The organism is Spirulina subsalsa FACHB-351, from assembly GCF_026130165.1.
Classification (GTDB): Bacteria; Cyanobacteriota; Cyanobacteriia; order Cyanobacteriales; family Spirulinaceae; genus Spirulina_A; species Spirulina_A subsalsa_A.
On sequence record NZ_JAIHOM010000081.1, the window covers coordinates 1 to 22,913 of the forward strand.

General features: G+C 49.6%; 14 protein-coding genes, 1 tRNA gene, 1 rRNA gene and 3 pseudogenes. 12 read left to right on the top strand and 7 right to left on the bottom strand.

Translation table 11 applies throughout. From position 1 onward, the window contains the following. Positions 1–117: ribosomal RNA gene (rrf, locus tag K4A83_RS15325) — 5S ribosomal RNA — on the top strand. Between the two features lie 127 nt (positions 118–244). On the opposite strand, the gene K4A83_RS15330 is transcribed toward rrf, so the two are convergent. The 3 genes from K4A83_RS15330 to K4A83_RS15340 form a co-directional block, all read right to left on the bottom strand. Then, positions 245–2,386, bottom strand: a complete 2,142-nt coding sequence (locus K4A83_RS15330) for an ATP-binding protein (RefSeq protein ID WP_265265489.1) — start codon at positions 2,384–2,386, stop codon at positions 245–247. 206 nt (positions 2,387–2,592) lie between these two features. After that, entirely contained in the window at positions 2,593–3,969 is a 1,377-nt protein-coding gene (locus K4A83_RS15335) for an ABC transporter substrate-binding protein (protein ID WP_265265490.1), read from the bottom strand. Between the two features lie 279 nt (positions 3,970–4,248). After that, positions 4,249–7,701: a PAS domain S-box protein gene (locus tag K4A83_RS15340; protein ID WP_265265491.1), complete on the bottom strand. Its 3,453-nt coding sequence runs from the start codon at positions 7,699–7,701 to the stop codon at positions 4,249–4,251. Between the two features lie 314 nt (positions 7,702–8,015). Between K4A83_RS15340 and K4A83_RS15345 the strand changes: the two genes are divergently transcribed. The 4 genes and pseudogenes from K4A83_RS15345 (at position 8,016) to K4A83_RS15355 (ending at position 11,854) form a co-directional block, all read left to right on the top strand. After that, positions 8,016–9,911 carry an alpha/beta hydrolase gene (locus K4A83_RS15345; protein WP_265265492.1) on the top strand — a complete coding sequence of 632 codons (1,896 nt, stop codon included), beginning with the start codon at positions 8,016–8,018 and terminating at the stop codon, positions 9,909–9,911. A 147-nt stretch (positions 9,912–10,058) separates the two neighbouring features. Beyond that, positions 10,059–10,316, top strand: a complete 258-nt coding sequence (locus K4A83_RS15350; protein ID WP_265265493.1) for a hypothetical protein — start codon at positions 10,059–10,061, stop codon at positions 10,314–10,316. Between the two features lie 119 nt (positions 10,317–10,435). Further along, positions 10,436–10,522 (top strand): annotated as a pseudogene (locus tag K4A83_RS23420) (DUF29 family protein); the annotation flags it as partial. Between the two features lie 123 nt (positions 10,523–10,645). Next, positions 10,646–11,854: an RNA-guided endonuclease InsQ/TnpB family protein gene (locus K4A83_RS15355; protein WP_265265494.1), complete on the top strand. Its 1,209-nt coding sequence runs from the start codon at positions 10,646–10,648 to the stop codon at positions 11,852–11,854. Positions 11,855–11,916: 62 nt separating this feature from the next. Here the strand turns inward: K4A83_RS15355 and K4A83_RS15360 are convergent, their stop codons facing one another. Further along, positions 11,917–14,097 carry a sigma 54-interacting transcriptional regulator gene (locus K4A83_RS15360; protein WP_265265495.1) on the bottom strand — a complete coding sequence of 727 codons (2,181 nt, stop codon included), beginning with the start codon at positions 14,095–14,097 and terminating at the stop codon, positions 11,917–11,919. Between the two features lie 246 nt (positions 14,098–14,343). Between K4A83_RS15360 and K4A83_RS23425 the strand changes: the two are divergent. The 3 genes and pseudogenes from K4A83_RS23425 to K4A83_RS15370 form a co-directional block, all read left to right on the top strand. After that, a pseudogene (locus K4A83_RS23425) lies at positions 14,344–14,427 on the top strand (RNA-guided endonuclease InsQ/TnpB family protein); the annotation flags it as partial. Further along, positions 14,427–16,001, top strand: a complete 1,575-nt coding sequence (locus K4A83_RS15365; RefSeq protein WP_265265496.1) for an ArnT family glycosyltransferase — start codon at positions 14,427–14,429, stop codon at positions 15,999–16,001. The pseudogene K4A83_RS23425 and the gene K4A83_RS15365, both read left to right, overlap by 1 nt. A 77-nt stretch (positions 16,002–16,078) precedes the next feature. Next, positions 16,079–17,881, top strand: a complete 1,803-nt coding sequence (locus K4A83_RS15370) for a tetratricopeptide repeat protein (RefSeq protein WP_265265497.1) — start codon at positions 16,079–16,081, stop codon at positions 17,879–17,881. A 139-nt stretch (positions 17,882–18,020) separates the two neighbouring features. Here the strand turns inward: K4A83_RS15370 and K4A83_RS15375 are convergent, their stop codons facing one another. Beyond that, the gene (locus K4A83_RS15375; RefSeq protein WP_265265498.1) at positions 18,021–18,308 is read right to left on the bottom strand and encodes a DUF2103 domain-containing protein; all 288 of its coding nucleotides are present in this window, start codon (positions 18,306–18,308) and stop codon (positions 18,021–18,023) included. Continuing rightward, entirely contained in the window at positions 18,308–18,601 is a 294-nt protein-coding gene (gene clpS, locus K4A83_RS15380; RefSeq protein ID WP_265265499.1) for an ATP-dependent Clp protease adapter ClpS, read from the bottom strand. Before clpS ends, K4A83_RS15375 begins: the two co-directional genes overlap by 1 nt. A 405-nt stretch (positions 18,602–19,006) precedes the next feature. On the opposite strand from clpS, the gene K4A83_RS15385 reads away from it, so the two are divergent. The 3 genes from K4A83_RS15385 to K4A83_RS15395 all read left to right on the top strand — a co-directional run bounded on the left by K4A83_RS15385 (position 19,007) and on the right by K4A83_RS15395 (position 22,231). Next, the gene (locus K4A83_RS15385; RefSeq protein ID WP_265265500.1) at positions 19,007–21,046 is read left to right on the top strand and encodes an FAD-dependent oxidoreductase; all 2,040 of its coding nucleotides are present in this window, start codon (positions 19,007–19,009) and stop codon (positions 21,044–21,046) included. A 281-nt stretch (positions 21,047–21,327) separates the two neighbouring features. After that, positions 21,328–21,399, top strand: a tRNA-Gln gene (locus K4A83_RS15390). 10 nt (positions 21,400–21,409) lie between these two features. After that, positions 21,410–22,231, top strand: a complete 822-nt coding sequence (locus K4A83_RS15395; RefSeq protein ID WP_265265501.1) for an HAD family hydrolase — start codon at positions 21,410–21,412, stop codon at positions 22,229–22,231. Between the two features lie 13 nt (positions 22,232–22,244). Here K4A83_RS15395 and K4A83_RS15400 read toward each other — a convergent pair whose 3' ends face one another. Next, positions 22,245–22,619 carry a phage holin family protein gene (locus K4A83_RS15400; RefSeq protein WP_265265502.1) on the bottom strand — a complete coding sequence of 125 codons (375 nt, stop codon included), beginning with the start codon at positions 22,617–22,619 and terminating at the stop codon, positions 22,245–22,247. A 167-nt stretch (positions 22,620–22,786) separates the two neighbouring features. On the opposite strand from K4A83_RS15400, the pseudogene K4A83_RS23430 reads away from it, so the two are divergent. Further along, a pseudogene (locus K4A83_RS23430) lies at positions 22,787–22,913 on the top strand (RNA-guided endonuclease TnpB family protein); the annotation flags it as partial.

The following is a 22,913-nucleotide window of genomic DNA, read 5'->3' on the forward strand; positions in this document are numbered from 1 at the left end:
TTGGTGAGTTTAGCCCTTCGGCCCCACTCCGATCCCTTCCCGAACTCGGTTGTGAAACGTTGGCGCGGCTACGATACTTTGAGGGTTGCCTCTTGGGACAATCGCTCCTTGCCAGGCCTAATTTTTACACAAAACGCTCTACTGTTTGTTCAGTAGGGCGTTTTGGCTTTGATGGGGGTGCGTGCCTTGAGCATCAGTGTCCGAAGCCCTAATGATCAATTCTCAACCAATTCTCAACTCCCCCCTACCCCCTCGCCTGCCGCAAGGGGATTTGAAGGCGGAACATCGTCCCCTCTCCCAGTCGAGAATGACAGGTGATCGTGCCTTGATGCCGTTCTACAATGATAGAATAGCTAATCGACATCCCTAAGCCCGTCCCTTTGCCGATGGGTTTAGTGGTGAAAAAAGGATCAAACAATTTCCCCTGCACCTCTTCAGACATTCCGGGGCCGTTGTCGGCAATTTCAATCCTCACCCGTTCTTGTTCGACTAAAGCGGTGGTAATGGTGATTTGGGGTGGGGATTCGGGGGGGTGGTTTACCTGCTCTTCTAGAGCGTCTAAGGCGTTGCTGATGAGGTTGACAAAGACTTGGTTCAATTGTCCCGGATAACAGTCTACGAGGGGCAAATTGCCGTAGTGTTTTACGAGTTGAACCGGGGGGGACTCGCCTTTGCCTTTAAACCGATTGTGCAGGATCAGTAAGGTACTATCAAGACCAGCGTGGATATCTACGGCCTTTTGTTCTGATTCGTCCAGACGGGAAAAGGTGCGTAAGGAGAGGACAATTTCCCGGATGCGTTCGGTGCCGATGCGCATGGAGGCCAAGACTTTGGGTAAGTCGTCTTGTAAAAATTCGAGGTCTATGTTTTCAATATAGTCTTCGAGATCAGGATGGGGGTGGGGATAAATCTGTTGATATTGTTCGACGAATCCTAGAAGGTCTTGGCTATATTGGTCAAGGTGGGAGAGGTTGCCGTGGATGAAGTTGACGGGGTTGTTGATTTCATGGGCAACTCCGGCGACTAATTGCCCGAGTCCGGCCATTTTCTCATTTTGGATGAGGTGGGTTTGGGTTCTTGTCAATTCTTCGAGGGTACTTTCTAATTCTTGATTTTTCAGTTGGAGGGCTTGGGTGCGTTCAAAAACTTTGCTTTCTAGGGTGTGATTGTAGTCGGAGAGGGCTTGGTAGGATTGTTGTAGTTGGTGGATCATGTGGTTGAACCCTTGGGCTAATTGCCCTAGTTCGTTGTCGGTTAAGATGGGGGTTTGACAGTTGAGGTCGCCTGTACTGACTCGACGGGCGGTTTGGGCGATCGCACGAATGGGACGAATAATCTGCCGCCCTAATAACACCATGCCCCCAGCCATCACGCTGGAAAGCATGATTCCCAGACCAAGGAGCAGAATGGCAAGGGAACGGGCTGGGGCAAAGGCTTCCCATTGAGACTGTTCCACTAATAAGCCTAAACCTTTCCCCGGTAGGGCAAGATAAACCCCGATGACGGGCTGCTGACGGTGGTTTGTATATAATCCTTGCCCCCGTTGTCCGCTTAAGGCCTGTTGAATGCCGTAACTGTCGATGGCTTCGAGATCGTCGAGATTTCCCTCTCCCTGGGCAGAAATCAGAACATTTTTCGCGGACAAACTGCTGCCAATATCACTGACTAAGTAGGTTTCTCCCGTCGCCCCGAGGCTGATTTGTTGCCGGATAATGTGATCCATGCGTTCTAAGTTGAGGTGGGTGGCGAACAAACCCAAAGTTTGCCCTTGGGCATTTTTACTGGGAGTGGCTAAGGTCATTTGGGGTTTTCCCGTGCTGGCAGAGCGATAAAAGTTGGACAGCAGGGGGGTGTTCTCATCGCGGGTGATCTCACTGTACTGGGAGAGAGGCTGGAATTGTCCAATGATTTGGCGATCGCTCGATCCTAACACTCGTCCTCCCCGAGAGATTAAAAACACCTCCTGTAAACCATCTTGGTACTCCACAAAACGCTCTAAATTCTCCTGTAAGGCTTGTTGAGCCACAATATAACGGGGATCACGACTCGGGGTAGTTAACAGAATAGTCGCGTTCTGCTCCACTGAGGGAAGATGGGAAAAAGCCAGTAAATCTTGACCTTGATCACTGAGCCAACGGCTTAATTCTCGTTCCTTCAACGATGCCGCAATATTGAGTTGAGCAAACACCGACGCTTTTAGGGCTTCTCTGGCCTGGACAAAGGCCAAATACCCCATCAAGGAAACCATCGTTAGGGAAACGATGAGAAAAGAACCGACCAGTTGGACGAGTAGACGCTTACGCCAAAGATTTTGCACAGACCCAAGGACGGGCAGGATTTTTGGGAATCTAGGAAAAAGGTGCGATCGCGCCATGAATAATCTCATACCGGAGGTGGTCTATTTTCTACTCTAGTCTTATTGTAGAACTGCCCTACTTGGGGTCTGCTGAAAAACTTGGGGAGTCGGGAGTCCTTTCGTAGTTGCGCTTTAGCGCCAAATCAAGAGTCGAGAGTCGGGAGTCGGAAATAATTATCAATTATCAATTCCCTATTACTTCTTCCTGGCTTCCCTGCTCCCCTATTCAGCAAGCCCTAACTATCCCCCCATTCCGCGAAAATTTCCTCAATCCGGGCGAGAGTCTCCTCCACAGCCACTGTCGCCGATACCCGATCCACTGTTACCCGTCTTAGGGCTTTCCCCCAAAGATTCTCCGCAAAAATTTGAGAATAAGGAGGCGATGTAATATATTCTAACGGTCGCACCTCCTTGAACTGTTCAGCCGCCACCGCAATATGGGGATTCGTAGACTCAGACCAAAACGGTTCTTCTAACAACGGTTTCATCACCGGAAAATAACGCCCCCCTGAATCTTGTAAATACAGACTCAAGTTTTCCGGTGTACTTAAAAAACGCAAAAAATCCTTAGCCGCCTCGGGATGAGGAGACTCCGTAAAGGTTAAAACCTGTTTGACTGAAATTAACGTTTTCGCAGGTTCTCCATCCGGTTCATTCGGTAACGGATGGGTGACAATGTTTTGCGCTACTTCTGGATCCGTTTGTTGAGAACCCGGAATGGAAAGGGTCGGGTTAAAAACCATCAATAGCTGACGATTTAAAAAAGCAATATTGTTATCCGGTACACCCCAATTTACCGCATCAGGATGAATGTAACCCTGTCGATAAAACCCCACAATCCAGTCAATCAACCTCACTAAACTCTCCCGCAATGGGGGATCATTTACCCGAGGATTGCCCTCACTATCTAATAAACTCACATCATAGGCTTCCAAAAAGTGTTCAAACTCATAAAAGGTGTCATTACTCACCGGAGAAACCGTTAAACCAACCCCGTAGATATCCTCATAGCCCTTAGCGCGTAAATTATCTTGGGCTTGTTGCCAAAATGCCCAAAACTTATCCCAATTTTCAGGAATATCCTCTGGGGTAAAACCCGCTTCTTCTAATAAGTCTCGCCAGTAATGAAGATGAACCGTTTGCTGTTGTAAAGGAACGGCATAATAACTCCGTTCTCCCGTAGTTTTGTTGGGCAAATAAGCTGACTTGACCGCACTTTCTGTATAGAGGTTTTCCACTGGCTGAATGACATCACTCAGATCGGGAACTTTTCCCTCCCAAGCTACCCGAGGATTCACCGCAAATTCTGTGCGACGGTTATAAGCAATATCAGGAGGATTGCCTTCGTCTAAGGCGTTTAATACCCTCTGCAAGTTTTCATCATCGTCATAAAAGGTTAACTCCACAGGGTGATTAATCTGCCGTTCCCACTGACGAACGACCCGAGATAAGGCTTCGTCTTCTGCTGGATAAAAGCCTCTTGTCCACCAGATGGTAATGGGTTGAGTTGTAGTGGGGTCTGTCACAGAAGGGGGGGGAGATGATGGCCAACAATTTACCAGTCCTAAACTGAGGCAAAATATCAAAATTAGCAGGAACTGTTTCGTTTTCATCAGCACTTTAAGGTAGTGTGGCATTTCGTGAAAATGAACCCCCAAAAATTGACTAAAAAATGGGGTTTAGGGCTTGACTATTGACCTTGGCAGATGTATTATTAAATAATGGGAGTGGTGACACTGATGAATGACAGCTACCACTCCCATTATGGAATAAACTCAATTAAAATTATTGTCCCAAAAACTCTGCACCTTGTCCAGAAAAAGTTACAGTTCTTAATTGATTTTGTTCAAGGAAAAATATCCAACGGTATCCCCTAATTGAAGCCTGTTAAATTAACCCAAAATGCCCCCCCCTGACTGTTCGTAACCTTCTAAAAACTCTGTAATTAAATCAAAACGGAAGTCATTGACCCAAGTTTCAAGAGTTTGCACAAGGGGTTGCTCCGAGGAGGGAAGCTCGGCGCATAACTCATGAATGGAGTTAGGATCCGTTTCTAAGGCAGAACGATAAAGAGATTGTGTCCAATCTGCCGGGAGTTTCTTTAAGTAGGAAAATAACTCCTCTGTCGTCCAACTTTGGGGCAGGGATTGCGCATCAGAAGAGGGAGAGGTTTCCGCATAAATATACTCCGCTCCCAAATATTGAGCCATCTTATTAAAAATAATTTGTTCTGGGAAAGGTTTGCGGACAAAATCATCACAACCGATGTCTAAAATCATGGAGCGTTGTTCTTCAAAGGCGCTGGCGGTGAGAGCAATAATCACCGTCGCTTGACCTTGGAGAGTGGCTTTAATCTTCTCAGTAGCAGCATAGCCATCTAACACAGGCATTCGCATATCCATCCAAATGAGATGGGGTTGCCACGTTTGCCAGAGGTCAATGGCTTCTTGACCATTGGCGGCGGTTTGCACATCAAAGCCGATGGGTTCCAATAATTTCAGCAGGAGTTGGCGATTTTCCCAACGGTCATCGACGACTAAAATCCGATAGACAGGTTGACCAGGGGCAAGCCCAAGGACTTTATTGGGGTTATGGTTCTGTAGGAGGGGACTAAAGGATACCGCTTGGAGGGGGAGGGTAAAGGAGAAGGTAGAGCCTTGATTAACTTGGCTTTGGACTGTAATTTTTCCCCCCATTAACTGGACAAAGCTTTGACTAATGGAGAGGCCTAAACCTGTTCCGGTTTGGGATTGTCGTCCGCTTTCGGTTTGTTCAAAGGCTTTAAATAAATGCTGGAGTTCCTGTTCTGCAATGCCTAATCCGGTATCGGTGACACTGAAGGTAATGGGGACGATTTGATCTTCTTCTCCTTGGTAGGAGGGGGGAACCGTGACGGTTAAACGGATGGTGCCTTGGGGCGTGAATTTCAGAGCATTACTCAGGAGATTAATTAAGACTTGGCGCAGTCGGCCTTCATCACCGAGAACGTAGACGGGGACATAGGGGGAGAGTTCACAGGTGAGGGTGAGGTTTTGACTGCGTGCTTTTAAGGAGAGCATTTCCTCTAGGTTGGCAATGAGGGTGTGGAGGTCAAAATGGGTTTCTTGTAATAGCATCCGTCCGGCTTCAATTTTAGAGAGGTCGAGGATGTCGTTGATTAAGTTGAGCAGGTGTTCTCCACTGTGGTTAATGATGGCGAGACTTTCCCGGTGTTGGGAGGGTAGGCTGTCATCCCGACTGACAACTTGAGTAAAACCGAGGATGGCGTTGAGGGGGGTGCGGAGTTCGTGGCTCATGCTGGCGAGAAACTGGCTTTTGGCGCGGTTAGCGGCTTCGGCTTGTTCTTTGGCTTTTTGGAGGGCGAGTTCGGCTTGTTTGCGATCGCTAATATCCCGAATCATCATCAACACCTCATTCTCCCCACAAAGGACAATGCGCACTTCTTCGTACTGGATGGTGTCCCCAAAGTCTAGTTTCTGTTCATAGATTTGGGGTTCTCCCGTTGCGATCGCCTGCTGAATTCGCTCAATTTGTTGTTCTGCCAATTCCAGGGGCATAAAAGCTTTAACGGACTGCCCCACTTGGCTCTCATCGGCTAAGTTCCGCACTTGACTTGATCCAGCAGAGCCTAAATAAATTCCCTCCCCATTTAAACGGATAATTAAATCCGGGATAGCCGCCAACATGGCGCGATTGTGGGTTTCACTTTCGAGTAGGGCCGCCTCGGCCCGTTTGCGGTCATTAATATCCTCGGTCATGCAGAAGGTATAACGCACCGTGCGATCCGGTTCTCGGATGGCACAGAGGGTCATTCTTGCCCAAACCACCTCCCCATCCTTACGCACATAGCGTTTTTCCATAGAAAAGTTTTCCCGCACCCCGGCAAACACTTCCCCCACTAAACTCACATCGGCGTTGACATCTTCGGGGTAGGTATAGTCAGTAAAATGCAGGTGCTTCAGTTCTTCCTCACTGTAGCCTAACAATTTTTGCAGGGCGGGATTACTTTCCACAATCACCCCATCTAAACCCGTTAAACCAATCCCCATCCCCGCATTTTCAAAAATGGCCCGAAAGCGCTCCTCTCGTTCCAGTAACTCTTGTTCAGCCCTTTGCCGTTGGGTAATGTCCGACACCATAGAGGCAAAGCCCACCAATTCCCCCTGATCATTTACCAGAACGGTATTGTGCCACTCACAGACAATAATTTTGCCCGTCTTGGTGATATTTTCATTAATGGAGTAAGTCCCCCCTTGATGAACAGCCAGATCGCCAATAGTGTGATCCACCTTTAAACGGGCTTGGGAGGGGACTAATAACTCAATCCCCTGTTTGCCCAACACTTCCGCCGCACTGTAGCCAAAAATGCGTTCTGCGGCAGGGTTCCAGGCGATAATTTCCCAGTTTTTGCTCCACTCAATCACCCCGAGGGGACTTTGCTGAACTAAAAAGGCTAGACGTTCTTGAGAAGCGCGCAATTCTTGGGTGATCTGTTTCCGTTGGGCCACTTCCGCTTGCAGTTGGTGGTTTTCGGCCTGTTCGGCATCGAGTCGGGCAACCTGAGCGATCGCCATTCCCACGGTTACAGCGAGGGATTCTACTAGTTCGATTTCTTCTAGTGTCCAACGTCGTTGGTCAACGCATTGATGGATTGCAATCAACCCATTCGCTACCCCTTGGAACGCCGTTCGCACCAGTAACAAGGACTGGATCTGCAATTGGGCGGCCAGGGCTTGATACTCTCCCAGTTGGGGATCCTCAGCCGTATTGACTGAAGTAATCGCCCGCTCCTGACTGAGAACAAACTCCGCATAACTCTTTTTCCAGACTGGAATGGTCAGCGCCGGATCGATTTCATAGGGGGCAACGGTATAAAGGTCTTGAATGGTCAAGGTTCCCACTCGGTCAGACTGTTTCTCGTCAGTTTCAGGCTGGTATAAATGGACTATGACACGACTCACACCCAAAATGCGACCGATTTCTTGGGCTGTGGTGTTAAAAATCTCCTCTAAACTCAACAGACTTTGAATCTCTTGGTTAATTTTTTTCCCCAGGAGGGTGTAGTGCAGTTGTTGCTCATAATGGCGCAAGAGTGAGACCTGTTGGTGGGCTTTAGTCTGTTGTTGTTGACCATACCGGAAAAGCAACCCCAATCCGGTGGTTGATCCGAACAAGACTCCCCACACCAGTAAACTGAGCAGGGAAGGAGTTGCCATGCCCCCGTAGAATAGCACCATAAGCGTGACGGCACTGGCAATGGCGAGGCATTGCATGAGACCGAGGAGTTGTAGCGTCCTGTTCAACGATACGGGAGCCATCCAGCAGGAGAGAGGTCGAAAGCTCATCGAAAACTTTGGGTTAGCAACCCCGTCTTTTCCACTCGCTCTGAGCAAGGGGGATAGACGGCTTTACAGGGGGATGGCCGTTATTTACGGGAAATCATCCCTAGAACTGACCAACTTGTTGAAGTCGCAAGGGATCACCTTATTTTACCCGAAACTCTTAGCTTTGGGTTTTCTCATCAGTAGTAATACGGAGCTATCGTTCAAGGCTTAATGGTGGATGAAGATGCTTCTGGAAACCATTCATCCGGTCGAATAGTCTTAGGGTTTGATAGGATCAAAAGCATTCTGTGTCCGCTTAATATGATGATGGGATAATGATCACAAGAGAACGTTTCCCCCAGCCCCATAGGGGTTTGATTGGTGGTTTGACCCTGAGCCTCAAAGTTTCTGCCTTACTGGGTTTTCGGCGAGATAGTCTCGGGCCGTGGCTACCCTCCAGAATCACCAAAACCTGTCTAGGAGCGATCGCACTGTTGATGATGACCGCCACTCCGGGGGAGGCCGCGGAGCAGTTAGTGCTGAAAATGGGCATCCTAGAAACGACTGTTTCCATTGAAGAGTTAACCCAATTTGTCCACAGCGGAGAATTGAGTCCCTCCCTCGAAAAGTTAACCCCGCTGCTCACCCCCCAAGTCCGGGAATTATTGGGGCAACATTTAGCCATCAATCCCGACATTGCCGATAGTTTCCTGAGTAAATTTCTTCAATCTCAGGACGGGAAACGGCTATTAGAAGACCTACAGAAAGCCCTCCCCGGCAGCAGTGGGGCAGAGATTAAAGCCGCCTTGTATTTGACCCTCCGACAGGCCGAAGATATCAGTATTTTAGGATTTTTGCAGACCTACCCCTACGAAACCTTAACCATTGATGCGATCGCGGCCACGGCGATCGCATTACAATTGAATGCCTCAAAAATACAAAGTCAACTCCTCGCCCCTGCCCTTGAAAAGCATCTTCAGTCAGACCTTCGTTACACCACCCCCATACAACCGCCTTTTGATCCCACCCTCCCCGGCACAGAACAGGTGCGTCAGCGTTCTCTACGCCTCCATGATTCCCAACGTCGCCGTCGCATTCCCGTAGACTTATACTATTCCGCTAAAACCCGCGGCCCATTGGTGGTACTCTCTCATGGGTTTGCCGCCGATCGTCGTTTTCTCAGCTACCTCGCCCACCATTTAGCCTCCTACGGCTTTAGTGTGGTATCGGTGGAGCATCCGGGCAGCAATATTGACAATCTCGCCCAAATTGGCTTAGAACTTCAACCCACGGACGTTCTCCCGGCCGCCGAATTTCGAGATCGTCCGGCCGATGTGAGTTTTGTCTTGGATGAGTTAGAACGCCTCAGTGGAAATTGGGGCTATTTAGGAAATAAATTCAACACCCAAGAAGTGGTCATGATTGGTCACTCCTTGGGGGGCTACACTGCCCTAGCCTTGGCCGGGGGAGAATTAGACTTAAAAGCCCTGCGGTCTTACTGTCAACGGCGGAAACCCTTGGGACGAGCGCCCGCCGACTGGTTACAATGTGCTGGGGGGGCTTTACCCCACAGTCGGTTACGGTTGCGGGATAGTCGCGTGGTGCAGGCGATCGCCCTCAATCCCGTTGTCGGTCATTTATTCGGAGAAAGGGGCTTAGAACAAGTAGAAACCCCCACCTTCATCCTCAGTCACACCGCAGATGCCATTACCCCCGCCCTAGACCATCAACTGCGACCCTTCCAACAGTTAACCACGGAAAAATACCTCTTAGCCATCTCCGGGGCCACCCATATGAGCGCCACCAACTTAGCCCACAGTAAAAGCACCATAGCCCAAAGCACTTGGGTGCGCGAAGTCATGGGCGACGAAGCAGAACCCGTCCGGCAGGCCATGAAAGGGATTACCCTAGCCCTCGTCAATCAAAACACCCCCCAAGGCCCCGCCTACCGTCATTTTTTAACCCCCACCTATGTAGAATCCCTCTCCACCGAAGCTTTAGAATTCCGTCTCACCCAAGACATTCCCCTCCGTCTTACCACTTGGTTAGAAATGATAGATCGAGGGAATCAACAATTAGTCTATTATCCTGAAGCCAACCCTTCCCCTTCCCTCTTAGCCCGTGTTCAAAACGGATGGGATAATCTCTGGGGGATGATTCGCCGCCCGGATTATTGTCTGGGTCAGTTGAATCGGATTTTTACCAGTTTGTTAAGTAATGATCCGGCCTAGACATTGACATCTGATACATTTACGACCCGACCATGCAGCGATGGCACTATCCCGCATTGCCCCAACCTAAAGTCAGAGGGAGATTCAGCAGACCCTAATTATCTTCATGATTAGTTATAATTTAAGGGGAATTAGGGGACTTGGCTTATGACCGTAAAATCAGATAAAGAACCAACCTTAACCGATGTACTAGATCGATTAAACGAACTTTCTGGGGAAGTGGCTGAACTTTCTGGGGAAGTGGCTGAACTTTCTGGGGAAGTGGCTGAACTTTCTGGGGAAGTAAAAAGGTTTGATGAGAGATTTAGTAATTATCAACAAGCAACGCAATGGGTGGTTCAATTAGCTTTTGGCTTAATTGCTAGTGCTACGGTTATTGTTGTTGTCACCAGTATTTTTAAATAATTAGACTTCTGATCTCTTGTTCGCAAAAGAATACAATTTATTCGTATAAAATAAAAATCTCACCCACTCTCTCGTTAAATCTCCCCTAAATCTATCCTTCTCAATCGGAAGAGATCAAGATGAAGACTAAATTATCTGCCCTTTATGAAACTGATTTTAATTTATGGATTGAACAAACCATAAATCATCTAAAACAGAGAAATTTAACAAAATGTTGCGGAATTCCCCTCTTGCAGGGAGGGGATGAATAGCAACCAATAAACCAACTGAGCGATCGCGAATCCTCGGATGAGCAGGTACAATGTTATGGGCAACAGCAAATCAAGATAATGTATAAGGCATACAAGTATCGCATCTACCCAACCGACGACCAAAAAGCGTCTCTCGCCAAGGCCTTTGGATGCTGTCGTTGGTATTGGAATTTTGCACTCAACCTATGCCAAGAAACCTATCTCAAGACAGGCAAAGGATTATCTCGTGGATATATCCAGGGTCTGTTACCAGGGTTAAAAAAGGAATACCCTTGGCTAAGGGATGCCTATTCCCAGTCCTTGCAAGTTGTTGCTCTCAATCTTTCCACTGCCTACAAAAACTGCTTTGAGAAGCGGGCGCAATTGCCCCGTTTCAAGTCAAAGCATGGTCGGCAGTCATTAAGTTATCCCGCCAACGTTAAGTTTGAGGGAGACTCTATCAAACTACCTGGGAAGATTGGGCTAGTCTACTGCCATCGTCATCGAGCATTTGAAGGGACAATCAAAACTGTGACTGTCTCCCAAAATTCTGATGGACAATACTATGCTTCGGTATTGGTGGATGATGGGCAAGAAACTCCCAGTCAGTCTACCGAAGGTAAAGCGGTTGGCATTGATGTTGGATTGACTCATTTCGCCATTACCAGTGATGGGTCAAAGTATGATAATCCCCGTCATTTCGCCAAACATCACCGCAACCTTAAACGCCAACAACAAAAACTATCCCGCAAGCAAAAGGGGAGTCAGAATAGAACTAAAGCCAAACAAAAAGTAGCTAAAGTTCATGGCAAGACTGCCCGTTGCCGTGAGGACTTTCTACACAAACTATCCCGCAAGATAGTCAACGAAAACCAAGTTATTGCTGTAGAGAATCTGAATGTAAAAGGGATGGTAAGAAACCCCAAACTAGCCAAGGCGATTAGTGATGTAGGCTGGGGAATGTTTAGCACAATGCTTAAATATAAAGCGGAGTGGGAAGGAAAAACCTATATTGAGGTTGACCGTTTCTTTGCCTCCTCTAAAACCTGTCACGTTTGCCTCAACCGAGTAGATAGTTGGTCGTTGGATATTCGTCAATGGCAATGTCAACATTGTGGGACTTGCCATGATCGGGATATCAACGCGGCCCAAAATATCAGAAATGAAGCCTTGCGGATCTTGTCGTTGGGAACCAGCGATACTGCCTTTGGAGGGAGTGTAAGACAACCTGGCAAAACATCGGTTTTGTTAGATGCAGTTCCCGTTGAATCAGGAAGCCCCATCCTCGCCAACGGCAGGGTGGGGTAGTTCACGCGCACTTTATTTAGATAACTTAGTAGAAGAAATCTCCGACTAAATATCCAAAACAATCAAGGGAGGATGAACATCCAGAGGGTGAAGGTGAGGGCGATCGCACTCAGATGCTGAGGAAGCAAAAGCCGCCAAGCTTGTCTAGCAATTTTTTGGGTCAAAATGACCGAAAACAACAACCCTGCCAGCAACGTTACCCCCTGCAAAAACACAATCACCGCCGGATCGGCCACCATCATCGGCAGATTACCAGTCATGCCAAAAGTGGCTAAGGTGACGGGCAAAATTCGCCCCGCTTCCCCTAAGCCTAAATCCAAGTAATGGGCTAAATTTGCCCCCAACACCAAGGGCAGATAACCATAGGCCAACTCAATAAAAGGCCGGGGTTTGGGGGTATTTTGCCAGCGATAAATCCCTTGAATCAGGGCAAAAGCGAGGAGAGGGGCGATCGCCGGCAATCCCAAAGCCAAAATCGCCCCGCCCAAATGGGGGACAAAAGCCGCCAAATCCAAAGACAGATCCCACTGCTGCACCACCGTCGGGAACCGCCGCATGAATACCCCCCCCAGCAGCAAAAACAGTAAGGCCACCTCATAGGCCTGGGGGGTGTGGGTTGTCCAAAGTTCAATCCCCGGCGGCCGCAGGTTCACTGCCACGGAACGATGGGGGCAGGCCTTTAAGCAGGTCATGCACAGCACACAATCGCGATTATCCTGAAGCTGGGCAGGATGGGAATAGAGGGGACAGCCCTCGGTTTCCTGACCTTCTCCCTTAGCCGGCCCTCCCTTATAACATTGATAAGTCGTACATTCCGCCGAGCAAATCCCCGTTTGCGCCCTTAACTCCGTCATCGAGAGCTTGGCAAATAAACCATTCATCCCCCCAATGGGGCAAAGATAACGACACCAAAACCGCCGTTCAAAGAGCAGCGAAAAAATCACCGCCCCCGCCGTAATCAGTAACAATAAACAACTGGAAAGATAGGCGGTATTTGGCAAATCCCAAAGTTCTTCCCAGAGAAAAATCAGGGCAAACAGACCAAATAAAAACCACCCCCCCCACCGTTCCGCCGCCTGCCTTGGCCAAGGCTGCAATTCGCGGGGCCAGAGCTTAAGGGACAGTTTTTGCGTCAATTCCCCATAGATCATAAACGGGCAAACCGCACACCATAGCCGCCCCACAAAGGGAAAAGCTAATAAAATCAGCGGCCACCACCAAGCCCAAAATAGATTTAAGGCAAAATTTTGATCACGGGTTTGGGGGCCGATAAACAGGATGATAACCACTAAGGCAAAAACCCAGGTTGTAATGCCGTAGTTTAAACCTTCCGGCCAGAATTTACTTTGCAAGAACTGGCGTAATCGGGGATAGCTTTTGAGTAAATTGAGGCGAAAACGGGTTTTCTTATTATCCGTTGACCAAAACAGTTCTTCCGTGAGTTCTGAGGCCTGATCGCCTTGGTTGACAGCCCGTTTGACCAGTGCCGTTAATTCCCGTAAATTGTTGGGAAAATCGTAGGCTTGGAGGCGGCGCAGGGCTTCGGGGCTGATGGTAGGTTTGGCAATGCCACGACTGCGGCAGTAGAGGTTAAGGTTGTAATCCAGTAGGGCGCGGAGATCGGTTTTGCGCACTCTGAGGGGGGGGATTTTAAGCTGTTGGGGGGTGCATTGGGCAAATTCAGGGGCTTTGCGCTCGGAAATAAGCACGATCCGGGCTTCGCAGGGCTGGGGAATGGGGGGACTCTCCGAATCACGGCTAACAGGACTATAGGTTTTGGTTTTGAGCAGTTGAACAATTTGGGGACGAAGTTCAGGGGGGAGGTCTTGAATGTTGTTTAAAACCACCGTGCCTTGACCGACCCATGCCAGCAGTCCCGGTTTACCGTTGGCACGGCCGAACAGTTCCGCGCCGCTCGTTTGCAATAGGCCGCAGGTGAGTTGAATCATCGGCTCGCGCCGTTGGGGGGAGCCGTGGTGAATCAGGCTAGCAATGTTGTCTTTTTCGAGGCCGGGTTCTCCAAAAATCATAACCGATTCGGAGCTTTGGGCTGCTTCTTTAATCTGTTGACGGAGACGGACGGCATAGCGACTATTGCCGATGACACCCCGACGGATACGGGGGACAAGATAGGGGCGGAGTTCGGTTTGGCGTTGTCGTTCGTATTCCAGTTGAGCGGTGAGTTGTTCCCGTTCTGTGGTGGCTTTTTCCAGTTGGGCGGCGAGCCATTCTACCTTGTTCATGGATTTTGGGATGGTGAACCTCTATCCATTTTAGTGGCGATGCGCGATCGCGCACCCATCACCCCTATGATGTAGATTGCCCTAATCTCGCGATTCCCCTTTTCCCTTTGGTCTTGATTTTGCTGGCGGCGGTTTTCTTTAGCCGCACCCAAACGGGTTAAAGTTCGCCGTGCATCGCCTTTTTCATCGGTAGTTGCCTAAGATGAACCTATCCCCAAGGAAGAAATGCGATCGCCGAAATCAAGATATCAGTTTCGAGAATGGATAGAGTATTTTGGAGTGAAATACGGCAAGATAACAATTGCTGTCTCACCCAACTATATTCCTCAATGACGGGTTTCTCCTTAAAAACACTACTCCCCCGCTCACCGTGGCAGTGGTGCTTACTGCTCACCTTGGCTGCACTGTGCCTGTGGACGATTAACCTCGGGGGAGTTCCCCTGAGAGATTGGGATGAAGGCTCCCATGCTTTGACTGCCCGGGAAGTCTACCGTACTGGGAACTGGTGGCATTTGACCAATTTTGGTCAACCCTATCTCATGAAGCCACCTTTCCCCTATTGGGTGATTAATCTGGGGTACTGGCTGACTGGACAAATTAATGAGGGGACGGCTAGACTCCCCTTGGCAGTGGTGACAGCTTTGGGGGTGCCTTTATTGTATGGGGTGGGGCGAGAACTGTTTAAGTCTCCGGTTTATGGTCTTTTCATCGGAGCGGTGTATTTAACGTTGCTCCCTGTGGTGCGTCATGGCCGTTTAGTGATGTTGGATGGCCTGATTAATACCTGCCTCATCGGGGCGCTTTTTTGTTTGTTACGGGGGCGACGTTCCCCCCGTTGGGCGCTGGGGGTGGGTTTATTCTTAGCCTGTATTGCTCTAACTAAGGGGGTGTTAGTTTTCGCCTTGGGGGGTATCTTAACCCTATTTCTCCTGCTCTCTCGCCAGTGGCAAACGTTGAAAAATCCCTATCTGAGTGTGGGTATTATCCTAGGTTTGGTGCTAACGGGGATTTGGTACGGTTCTCAGCTACAGAAGTATGGTCAGGTCTTTTTTGAGGTTCACATCCTCTCTCAGAACTTTAACCGCCTCTCAGATGCGGTGGAGGGCAATCAGGGGCCGCCCTGGTATTATCTCCTTGAGCTATTAAAGTATGGTTTCCCTTGGTTGTTGTTTCTCCCCGGTGGCCTCCAACGAGCTTGGCAAGAACGCCGAGAACCTTGGGCGGTTTTGGTGGGGGTGGGAACGGTGGGCTATTTGGGGCTAATTAGCCTGATGGGGACTAAGCTGCCGTGGTATATCTTGCCCTACTATCCTTTTTTTGCTTTGACGGTGGGGGTATATCTGGCGGGGGTGTGGCAGGAAAAACCCCGTTATTCGCGCTTCTGGTGGGGTTTCTTGATTTTCTTGGCTCTAGATGGTTTGGGGGGGATGGTGTACTTTTTTTGGGCGGATCCCCAAGTTCCCCTGATCCTGATGGCGGGGGTGTTAGCGGTTACAATGGGCTGGGCGGCTTGGCTGATGGGACGACAAGATCGGCGGTTTCTCCCGATGATCTTTGTGGGGATGTATCTCGTTTTAAGTTTGTTAATGCTCTCAGATAGTTGGAATTGGGAGGTGAATGAGCAGTTTCCGGTGAGGGGGATTGGGGCAATGATTCAGGAAAATACGCCTCCGGAGCGGGTGGTTTATATGTCGTTTGCTTATCATCGCCCTAGTTTGGACTACTATAGCGATCGCCAAGTCCAGCCCGCTACGGCCTCTCAACTGCAAGAATTCTGGGCTTCAGGTCACTCTGTTTTACTCGATGCCCCCACCCTGGCCACCTTTCCCCCGGAGGAGTCTGTCATAATTGATACGGTGGATGGCTTCACACTCTTAGCGCCACGTTTGGGGAATGAGGAATAGGTAATCGTGATCAAAACTCAATTATCAAGACTCCATTCCCCTCCCCCTATCTCTTACTGTTTACGGATTACTGTTTTATGCGCGATCGCTATCTAGACATCATTGATCAAATCGTAGACCTCACCTTACAGGGTAAAATCCGCTCCAAACATCAGGTCTATCGTCTCCTAGAACAGGAAATTCAACCGGGTACCGGAGAGATATTTGAGCGTTGTTTACAGCAAAAAATCAGCGCCACAGAAGCCCAATTAGACAAGAAACTGAAAGCCACTCGCATTTTACGCGCCCTACAAACCATCCAAGGGGAATGGGAACGCTACAGCCAAGACCACCACGTAGCCGATGCCCTCAACAGTGCCTTTGAGCAGCTTCTAGCCGTGGATTCAGGCGATCGGTTAGCGGTGCTATTGCGCATTATCGACCCGAATCAAAACAATCGTTTCACCCTTGAGCAAATCCAGCAACTGGCTAAGATGTTAGAACAAGGGGGAGACGGGGAACTGATGGAACTTGCCCAAGGTCTGAAAGGTGGTCTACAAGCCTTTGCCACCGTTGAACCTCAATTAATCAGTTGGATGTATGAACGGTCAGGGAGTAATTTAGGCTTTGGGGGAGCGGTGGAAAAAATTAGCCCTTGGCCCATTTGGTCCCAACAAGTCGAACCCTTGTTTTTAGGGCAGTTTTTCAAGGCTTTAGCCTTCCCGGAAGCCATACCCCTAGAAAGAGTCCTCGCCCAGACAACGCGGCGGAATTGGCTGAGTTTAGCCCTACTCCTCCAGTCCATTCAAAGGGGCTTAGTGGCTTGGTTTGACCAACAACCCTATGATTTAAAAGTGGGTAAACAATTAGCCACCCGTACCTTTCTAACCTTTGCGGTTATTTGGTCCCAAGTCTCCCACCTGCTGCAACGGTTGGGTCAAACCGAGTTAGTCAACGCCAGTTTTCAAGTCACCTTACAACTCCTACGCACCTTTGCCCAACGGGAGGATTTTCCCCTCTATGGCGGGATGTTTGCGGCCTTGGGGGGGGAATATTTACGCTACACCCTAACCTATTTTGATGAACCGTTAGGACGCTTAGAAGCCACCTCAGAAAAGGCTAAAATTTTGACCCTCTTGGGCTATTCTCAACGCACCCTCGGTCACTATGACCAAGCTTTGGCGTTCCATGAACAAGCCATTGCGATCGCCCGGACTTGTCAAGATCAACGTTGTGAGATTGCTAACTTAAACCATCTAGCGCGCACCTATGGCAACCGGAAACAGTATCCAGAGATGGTGGAGGCCAGCCAACGGGCGTTAATTTTAGCTCGGCAACTCGGCGATCGCTTAGGAGAAACCAATGCTTTGATTAATTTAGGCTACGGGGAAGTCTTTGCCGCCCAAGCGGTAGAACAATATGACCCCGATATTTATGAGTCTGCGGTGCATTATCTGCGGCAAGGGGTGAGTTTAGGGGAACAAGTGGGCGATCGCCAAAGTCAAGCCCTCGCCTACCATAGTTTAGGCATAGCCTACGGAGTCTTACAACAGCCTCAAGAATCCCTCGCCGTCTTAGCCAAGGGGTTAGACTGCGCCCAAAAATTAGGGGATTTATACCTGCAAGGCCTCCTCTACACCGCCATCGCCGAGGCCTACTATAGCGCCAATATCCTCACTCAGGCCGTGATTCACGGGTGTTTAGGGATGTACTTATTAGCTCAAATCGAAGCCCAAGAATGGCGACAAGGGGCCGGTTTAATCACCGGATTATTAGCCCAGTGGGGGGAGGAAATTTGGCAGCAAGCCCTCACTGAAGGTCGTCCTCAGTTAATCGCCCTCATTGGGGTAGATGGTTATGATGCGTTAGGGGACTTATTAGCCCAGTATCGGGCAGGGTGACAGATGGCTGTAACGGGATGCCTTTTTTCGACTCCCCTTCCAGATCCGGTGTTCCCTGTTCCCTAGCCCCACGAGTGGAGTTATTCAGCAGACCCCACCTAGGAGGGCGGGAGGTAGCCCGAATGGGTCGCGCTCTTGTTCAGCGCATACAAGCTTGAATCGCCCCTTCTAACTCACCTTGACTCAACTGGGTGACAAAAAACACCTCTTGGACGGTTTTCCCTTGGCGAGCAATGACCTTGTAGCCTCCGCGAATGGGAACCGATACCCGCAACTTGAGGGCGGGGGCGTGACCTTTGGAACGACTAATCACCCCCGGGGTTACGGTGGTGATGCCCTCCCACTGGACTAAACGCTCTAGGATGGGGATTAAGCCGGGGATGTGGGTGGAATGATTCCAAACAAGACGACCGGAGGATTTAGCCATTAGACCGCCTCCAGAGGAGCCATAGTTAATCCCGCTCGACTTAACTGTTGGTGGTAGAGTTCGGCCGGTTCTTGGGGCCCTACCCAAACGGTGGCTTGTCCCTCAAAATGGACTTGTTCGGTCAAACTCCAAGCGCGATCGCTCGTCATGCCCGGAATATACTTCATCAGGCACTCAGCAACGTGCTGAAAGGTATTAAAATCATCATTTAGCACAATCACTTTATAGTTAGGATAAGGTTTACGAACCACTTGGCTCGATTGTGTGGGACTGACAGTGGGGCTAGTAGTCATAGGCGTGACTGCTGTAAAAACTCCTGTTAGTGGTAATGTTAAGGCTTAATTTGGGGAAAAAAACATCGGGAAGAGAATCACAACACAACAGTCTAGAGGCAGAATCAACCCCCAATGCTTAGAGGATTAAAGAGAATCTTCCCTCCCTAACCCGTGAAACCCGTCGAAAATCCTGATCCCTTTCCTAGGGTCTATTTTCCCGTTTTAAATATCCTGTATTATTTTTAACAATTTCTTTAGATTTTCGCTACCTAGGGCTTGCTGAATAACTCTACTCGTGGGGCTAGGGAATAGGGAATTGATAATTGATAATTGATAATTGCTCCCCTGCCCCCCTGCCCCTCTGCTCCCCAAGTTATTCAGCAAACCCTACCTACCCATCTCATAACCCAACTCTTGAAACCTATGCCTTTTTCCTTCCCTTCCCCCCTGTCATGGTGCAAACTCCTCGCTCTACCCGCCAGTTTTCTGCTCTGGCAGGGGTTGAGCATTCCGGTTCAGTCTACCCCACCCCGTAGCGAGGATCAAACCGTAGACTGTGAAATATTGGTCATTGGGGGCGGATTAGCGGGGGCAGCGACAGCCTATGAAAGCTTACTGGCGGGGCGTACTGTTTGCATGACCGAAATTACCGACTGGGTGGGGGGGCAAATCTCATCCCAAGGTACCTCAGCCCTTGATGAAAAAGCTAAACAGCGATCGCTCCTTTTTTATCCCCGAGGCTACAATAACTTTCGGCAACGGGTAGAACAGAAATATGGTCGCCTCAATCCCGGTGAGTGTTGGGTGAGTGTTTCCTGTTTCCTACCCCTTGATGCCCATGAACTGCTCACCGCTCAACTGCGTGCCGCCGAGCGACGGGGCAAAGGCACCTTAAAATGGTTTCCCAACACCGTGATCAAAGACCTAGCCTACAATCAAGAGGGCAACCAGATCACCAGTGCGATCGCCATTCAACACCGTCCAGCCCCCAACACCCCGCCCCTCAACAGCGAACCCCTCTCCCAAATCATCGAAGACGCCTACACCTACGAAAACTCACCCCGTCTTCATAAAACCATCCTGCGCTTTATCCCCCAAACCCCCCAAAAGCCCGGCCCCGCCGATTGGTATGTCATTGATGCCACCGAAACCGGGGAAATTATCGCCCTCGCCGATGTTCCCTACCGCGTCGGCATTGACCCTCTTTCCCCCGACGAACCCTCCTCCAGCAGCCTCACGGGAGATCCTTACTGTACCCAAGGATTTACCTACACCTTCGCCATGGAAAAAATGGCAGAACCCCAAACCTACGAAATTCCAGACTTTTACACCCGTTACGCCCCCTACTACAGTTACGAACTCCCCCGCTTTGCCAACGTAGACCTTCTCTTCACCTACCGCCGCATTTGGAGTCCCACCACCGGGGAACCCGCCAGTTTTGGCGGCATCCGTTGGAGCGCCGTCACCCCCGGCGACATTTCCATGCAAAACTGGACTTGGGGCAATGACTACCGCCCCGGCACCTCCCGAGATAACCTCATCTTGACCCGAGAACAATTAGAAGCCACCGGACAACTCAGCGAGGGAGGCTGGTTAGGGGGTCTGCGCACCGAAACCCTGAGACGAGGGGAAGAACACGCCATCGGCTTCTTTTATTGGCTCGTCACCGGAACCACCGACTCCCAACTCGGAGACGGGGTGAAAGAACCGGACCCCACCCATCGTTACCTCACCGGATTAACCTCCCCCATGGGAACCGTTCATGGGTTATCCAAATACCCCTATATTCGCGAAGGACGGCGGATTATTGGTCGCCCCATGTTAGGCCATGCTCAAGGCTTCACCGTCAGCGAGTTAGATATTTCAGCCCGCAACTACCGGGATGAGTATTACAGAGAAAACCTACCCCCCCAAATGTACCGCGTGTTGTGGACAAGACTCGCTGGCCTAGAAGGAGTGGCCGCCATAGAAGGCATTATCCCCATTGACCAAATCTCCCGCCGTACCCGTTCCACCATTTACCCCGACGCGGTAGGGATTTCTCAATACAACATTGACTTTCACCCCTGCATGGCTGAATATCCCCCAGAAGCGCCCGGCAATCGGGAACGAGAAGGCACCCGCCAAGGTCAAGGCACCACCTACCCCGCCCAAATCCCCCTACGGGCGATGATTCCCCAAAAGTTAGATAATTTCCTAGTCGCCGGGAAAAGCATCGCCACCAGCCACACCGCCGCCGCCGCCTATCGGGTTCATTCCTTTGAATGGTCTGTGGGGGCTGCTGCGGCCGCCACGGTGGATGTAGCCTTAAGTGAAGGGGTGTTGCCTTATCAAATGGTGGCCACTCTGCCCCGTTCTAACCCCATGTTGCGTTTCCTACAATCCCGGTTAGGGAGTCAAGGGAATCCTACGGCTTTCCCGGATACGTCGATTTTTAACTTAGATTGGGACGCTTGGCGTTGAGTGTGGGGTGTGAGACTGAATTGGTTGCCCCTGCCCCAACTTTGACCAGTTAAGCCTACGTGCATTTTGTCAAGTCCCATCAATAGCGTTTAATAAATGTGACAACGCTATTTAGGGCTTGCTGAATAACTCGGGGAGTCGGGAGTCGGAAATAATTGTCAATTGTCAATTATTAATTATCAATTATCAATTCCCCACTCCACGCCTTAGCCCAAAAATTTTTTCAACATCTTGACAGAATCCCAGATGGATCTGCTATGATGATCAAGGCAAGCACGCAATGGGGTGTAGCCAAGTGGTACGGCAGCGGATTTTGGTTCCGCCATTCCTAGGTTCGAATCCTAGCACCCCAGTTTTAAGACGATGAAAAGTCAACCGGATTTATCTGTTCCCGATCTTGTCCCACCTGATATTCTAGCCTTAGATTTTGATGGTGTGATTTGTGATGGTTTGCGGGAGTATTTTCAAACCACCTGTCGCGCCTATGAGCAGTTGTGGCCCCATCCTGTAATTACGCCTTTAGCCGACTATGCCTCACGGTTTTATCGTCTGCGTCCGGTGATTGAGACAGGGTGGGAGATGCCTGTGTTAGTCCGGGCTTTAGTGCTGGGACGGGAGGATGAGGAGATTCTCCAGCACTGGCCGGATATTTTGGGGGAAATGGTAGCGGGGGAAAGTTTGGATAAACAGGCGATCGCCCATTGTGTGGATGGAGTGCGCGATCGCTGGATTGAGGAAAATCTAGACCAATGGCTCAGTCTCCATCGGTTTTATCCCGGTGTGCTGGACAAATTACGCCACATCCTAAGTCAAAACACCCCACAACTTTATATTGTCACCACCAAAGAAGGGCGTTTTGTTCAGCGTCTGCTTAGTCAACAAGGAATCGAGATTCCCAGCGCCTCAATTTTGGGCAAAGAAGTGAAGCGCCCCAAATACCAAACCTTGGGGCAACTCATCCAAGATTCCCCCCTCTCTAGACCTCGTTTATGGTTTGTCGAAGACCGCCTCAAAGCCTTACAAGATGTTATCGCCCACGGCGGCCTAGAGAATAGCCAATTATTTCTAGCCGATTGGGGCTATAACACCGCCCCCGCCCGCACCCAAGCCCTCCAAGATCCGATCATTCATTTACTCTCTTTAGAGCAGTTTGGAGGGCATTGGTCAGGATGGGGCAAGGGTTAATTTTTGTGAAAATTTAGCCCACAAGGTTGGGGAAAATGGAATCCAAAAATCCTAAAAACACATTGTTGAGAACACTAACCACGACCGTCCCAAGCAACGCACTCCAAAAACCAAATCTAAGGCGGAAACCACTAATCAGGCTGGCCGCTAAGGCAAACATCAAGGCATTGAGAATCAGGGTAAAGAGTCCCAAGGTCAGAATAGTGATTGGGAAGGTCAAGAAAGCCAATATGGGTCTAATCAGACCATTGAGTAGCCCTAAGACTAAACCTGCGGTAATGGCTTTCTCCGTGCTTTCAATTTCCACCCCAAAGGGCAACCGAGCAACGATCAATAAACTGAAAGCTGTGACTAATGCGATCACCAAAAAAGCAATAATGCCGCCCATCGGTAAAAATCCTCCAGATACAATGCCTCCATTGTAACAACCAATAGTCTGAGGGGAGATTGGTTTCCCTACTTTATCCAGTCGTTATGACATCGCCGTGACGGAAAAGCTCAAGGTTAAGGGGATGACTCGAAAGGCAAAGCAGGGAAAAAGAAAACGCCAAAAAGAAAGAATTTAAGTTCGCTAATGACCTTAACTCTACAGCTAGACAAGCATCGGCAGAAAGGGCATGGTCTGCTATTTCTCGTTTCTATGACAATTGTAAGAAGAAAGGTCAACCCCAATCAAACAACT

Bases quoted from the DNA above. Each gene is read 5' to 3' on its own strand.
- K4A83_RS15330 (WP_265265489.1), bottom strand. From the start codon at position 2,386: ATGAGATTATTCATGGCGCGATCGCACCTTTTTCCTAGATTCCCAAAA.
- K4A83_RS15335 (WP_265265490.1), bottom strand. From the start codon at position 3,969: ATGAAAACGAAACAGTTCCTGCTAATTTTGATATTTTGCCTCAGTTTA.
- K4A83_RS15340 (WP_265265491.1), bottom strand. From the start codon at position 7,701: ATGAGCTTTCGACCTCTCTCCTGCTGGATGGCTCCCGTATCGTTGAAC.
- K4A83_RS15345 (WP_265265492.1), top strand. From the start codon at position 8,016: ATGATCACAAGAGAACGTTTCCCCCAGCCCCATAGGGGTTTGATTGGT.
- K4A83_RS15350 (WP_265265493.1), top strand. From the start codon at position 10,059: ATGACCGTAAAATCAGATAAAGAACCAACCTTAACCGATGTACTAGAT.
- K4A83_RS15355 (WP_265265494.1), top strand. From the start codon at position 10,646: ATGTATAAGGCATACAAGTATCGCATCTACCCAACCGACGACCAAAAA.
- K4A83_RS15360 (WP_265265495.1), bottom strand. From the start codon at position 14,097: ATGAACAAGGTAGAATGGCTCGCCGCCCAACTGGAAAAAGCCACCACA.
- K4A83_RS15365 (WP_265265496.1), top strand. From the start codon at position 14,427: ATGACGGGTTTCTCCTTAAAAACACTACTCCCCCGCTCACCGTGGCAG.
- K4A83_RS15370 (WP_265265497.1), top strand. From the start codon at position 16,079: ATGCGCGATCGCTATCTAGACATCATTGATCAAATCGTAGACCTCACC.
- K4A83_RS15375 (WP_265265498.1), bottom strand. From the start codon at position 18,308: ATGGCTAAATCCTCCGGTCGTCTTGTTTGGAATCATTCCACCCACATC.
- clpS (WP_265265499.1), bottom strand. From the start codon at position 18,601: ATGACTACTAGCCCCACTGTCAGTCCCACACAATCGAGCCAAGTGGTT.
- K4A83_RS15385 (WP_265265500.1), top strand. From the start codon at position 19,007: ATGCCTTTTTCCTTCCCTTCCCCCCTGTCATGGTGCAAACTCCTCGCT.
- K4A83_RS15395 (WP_265265501.1), top strand. From the start codon at position 21,410: ATGAAAAGTCAACCGGATTTATCTGTTCCCGATCTTGTCCCACCTGAT.
- K4A83_RS15400 (WP_265265502.1), bottom strand. From the start codon at position 22,619: ATGGGCGGCATTATTGCTTTTTTGGTGATCGCATTAGTCACAGCTTTC.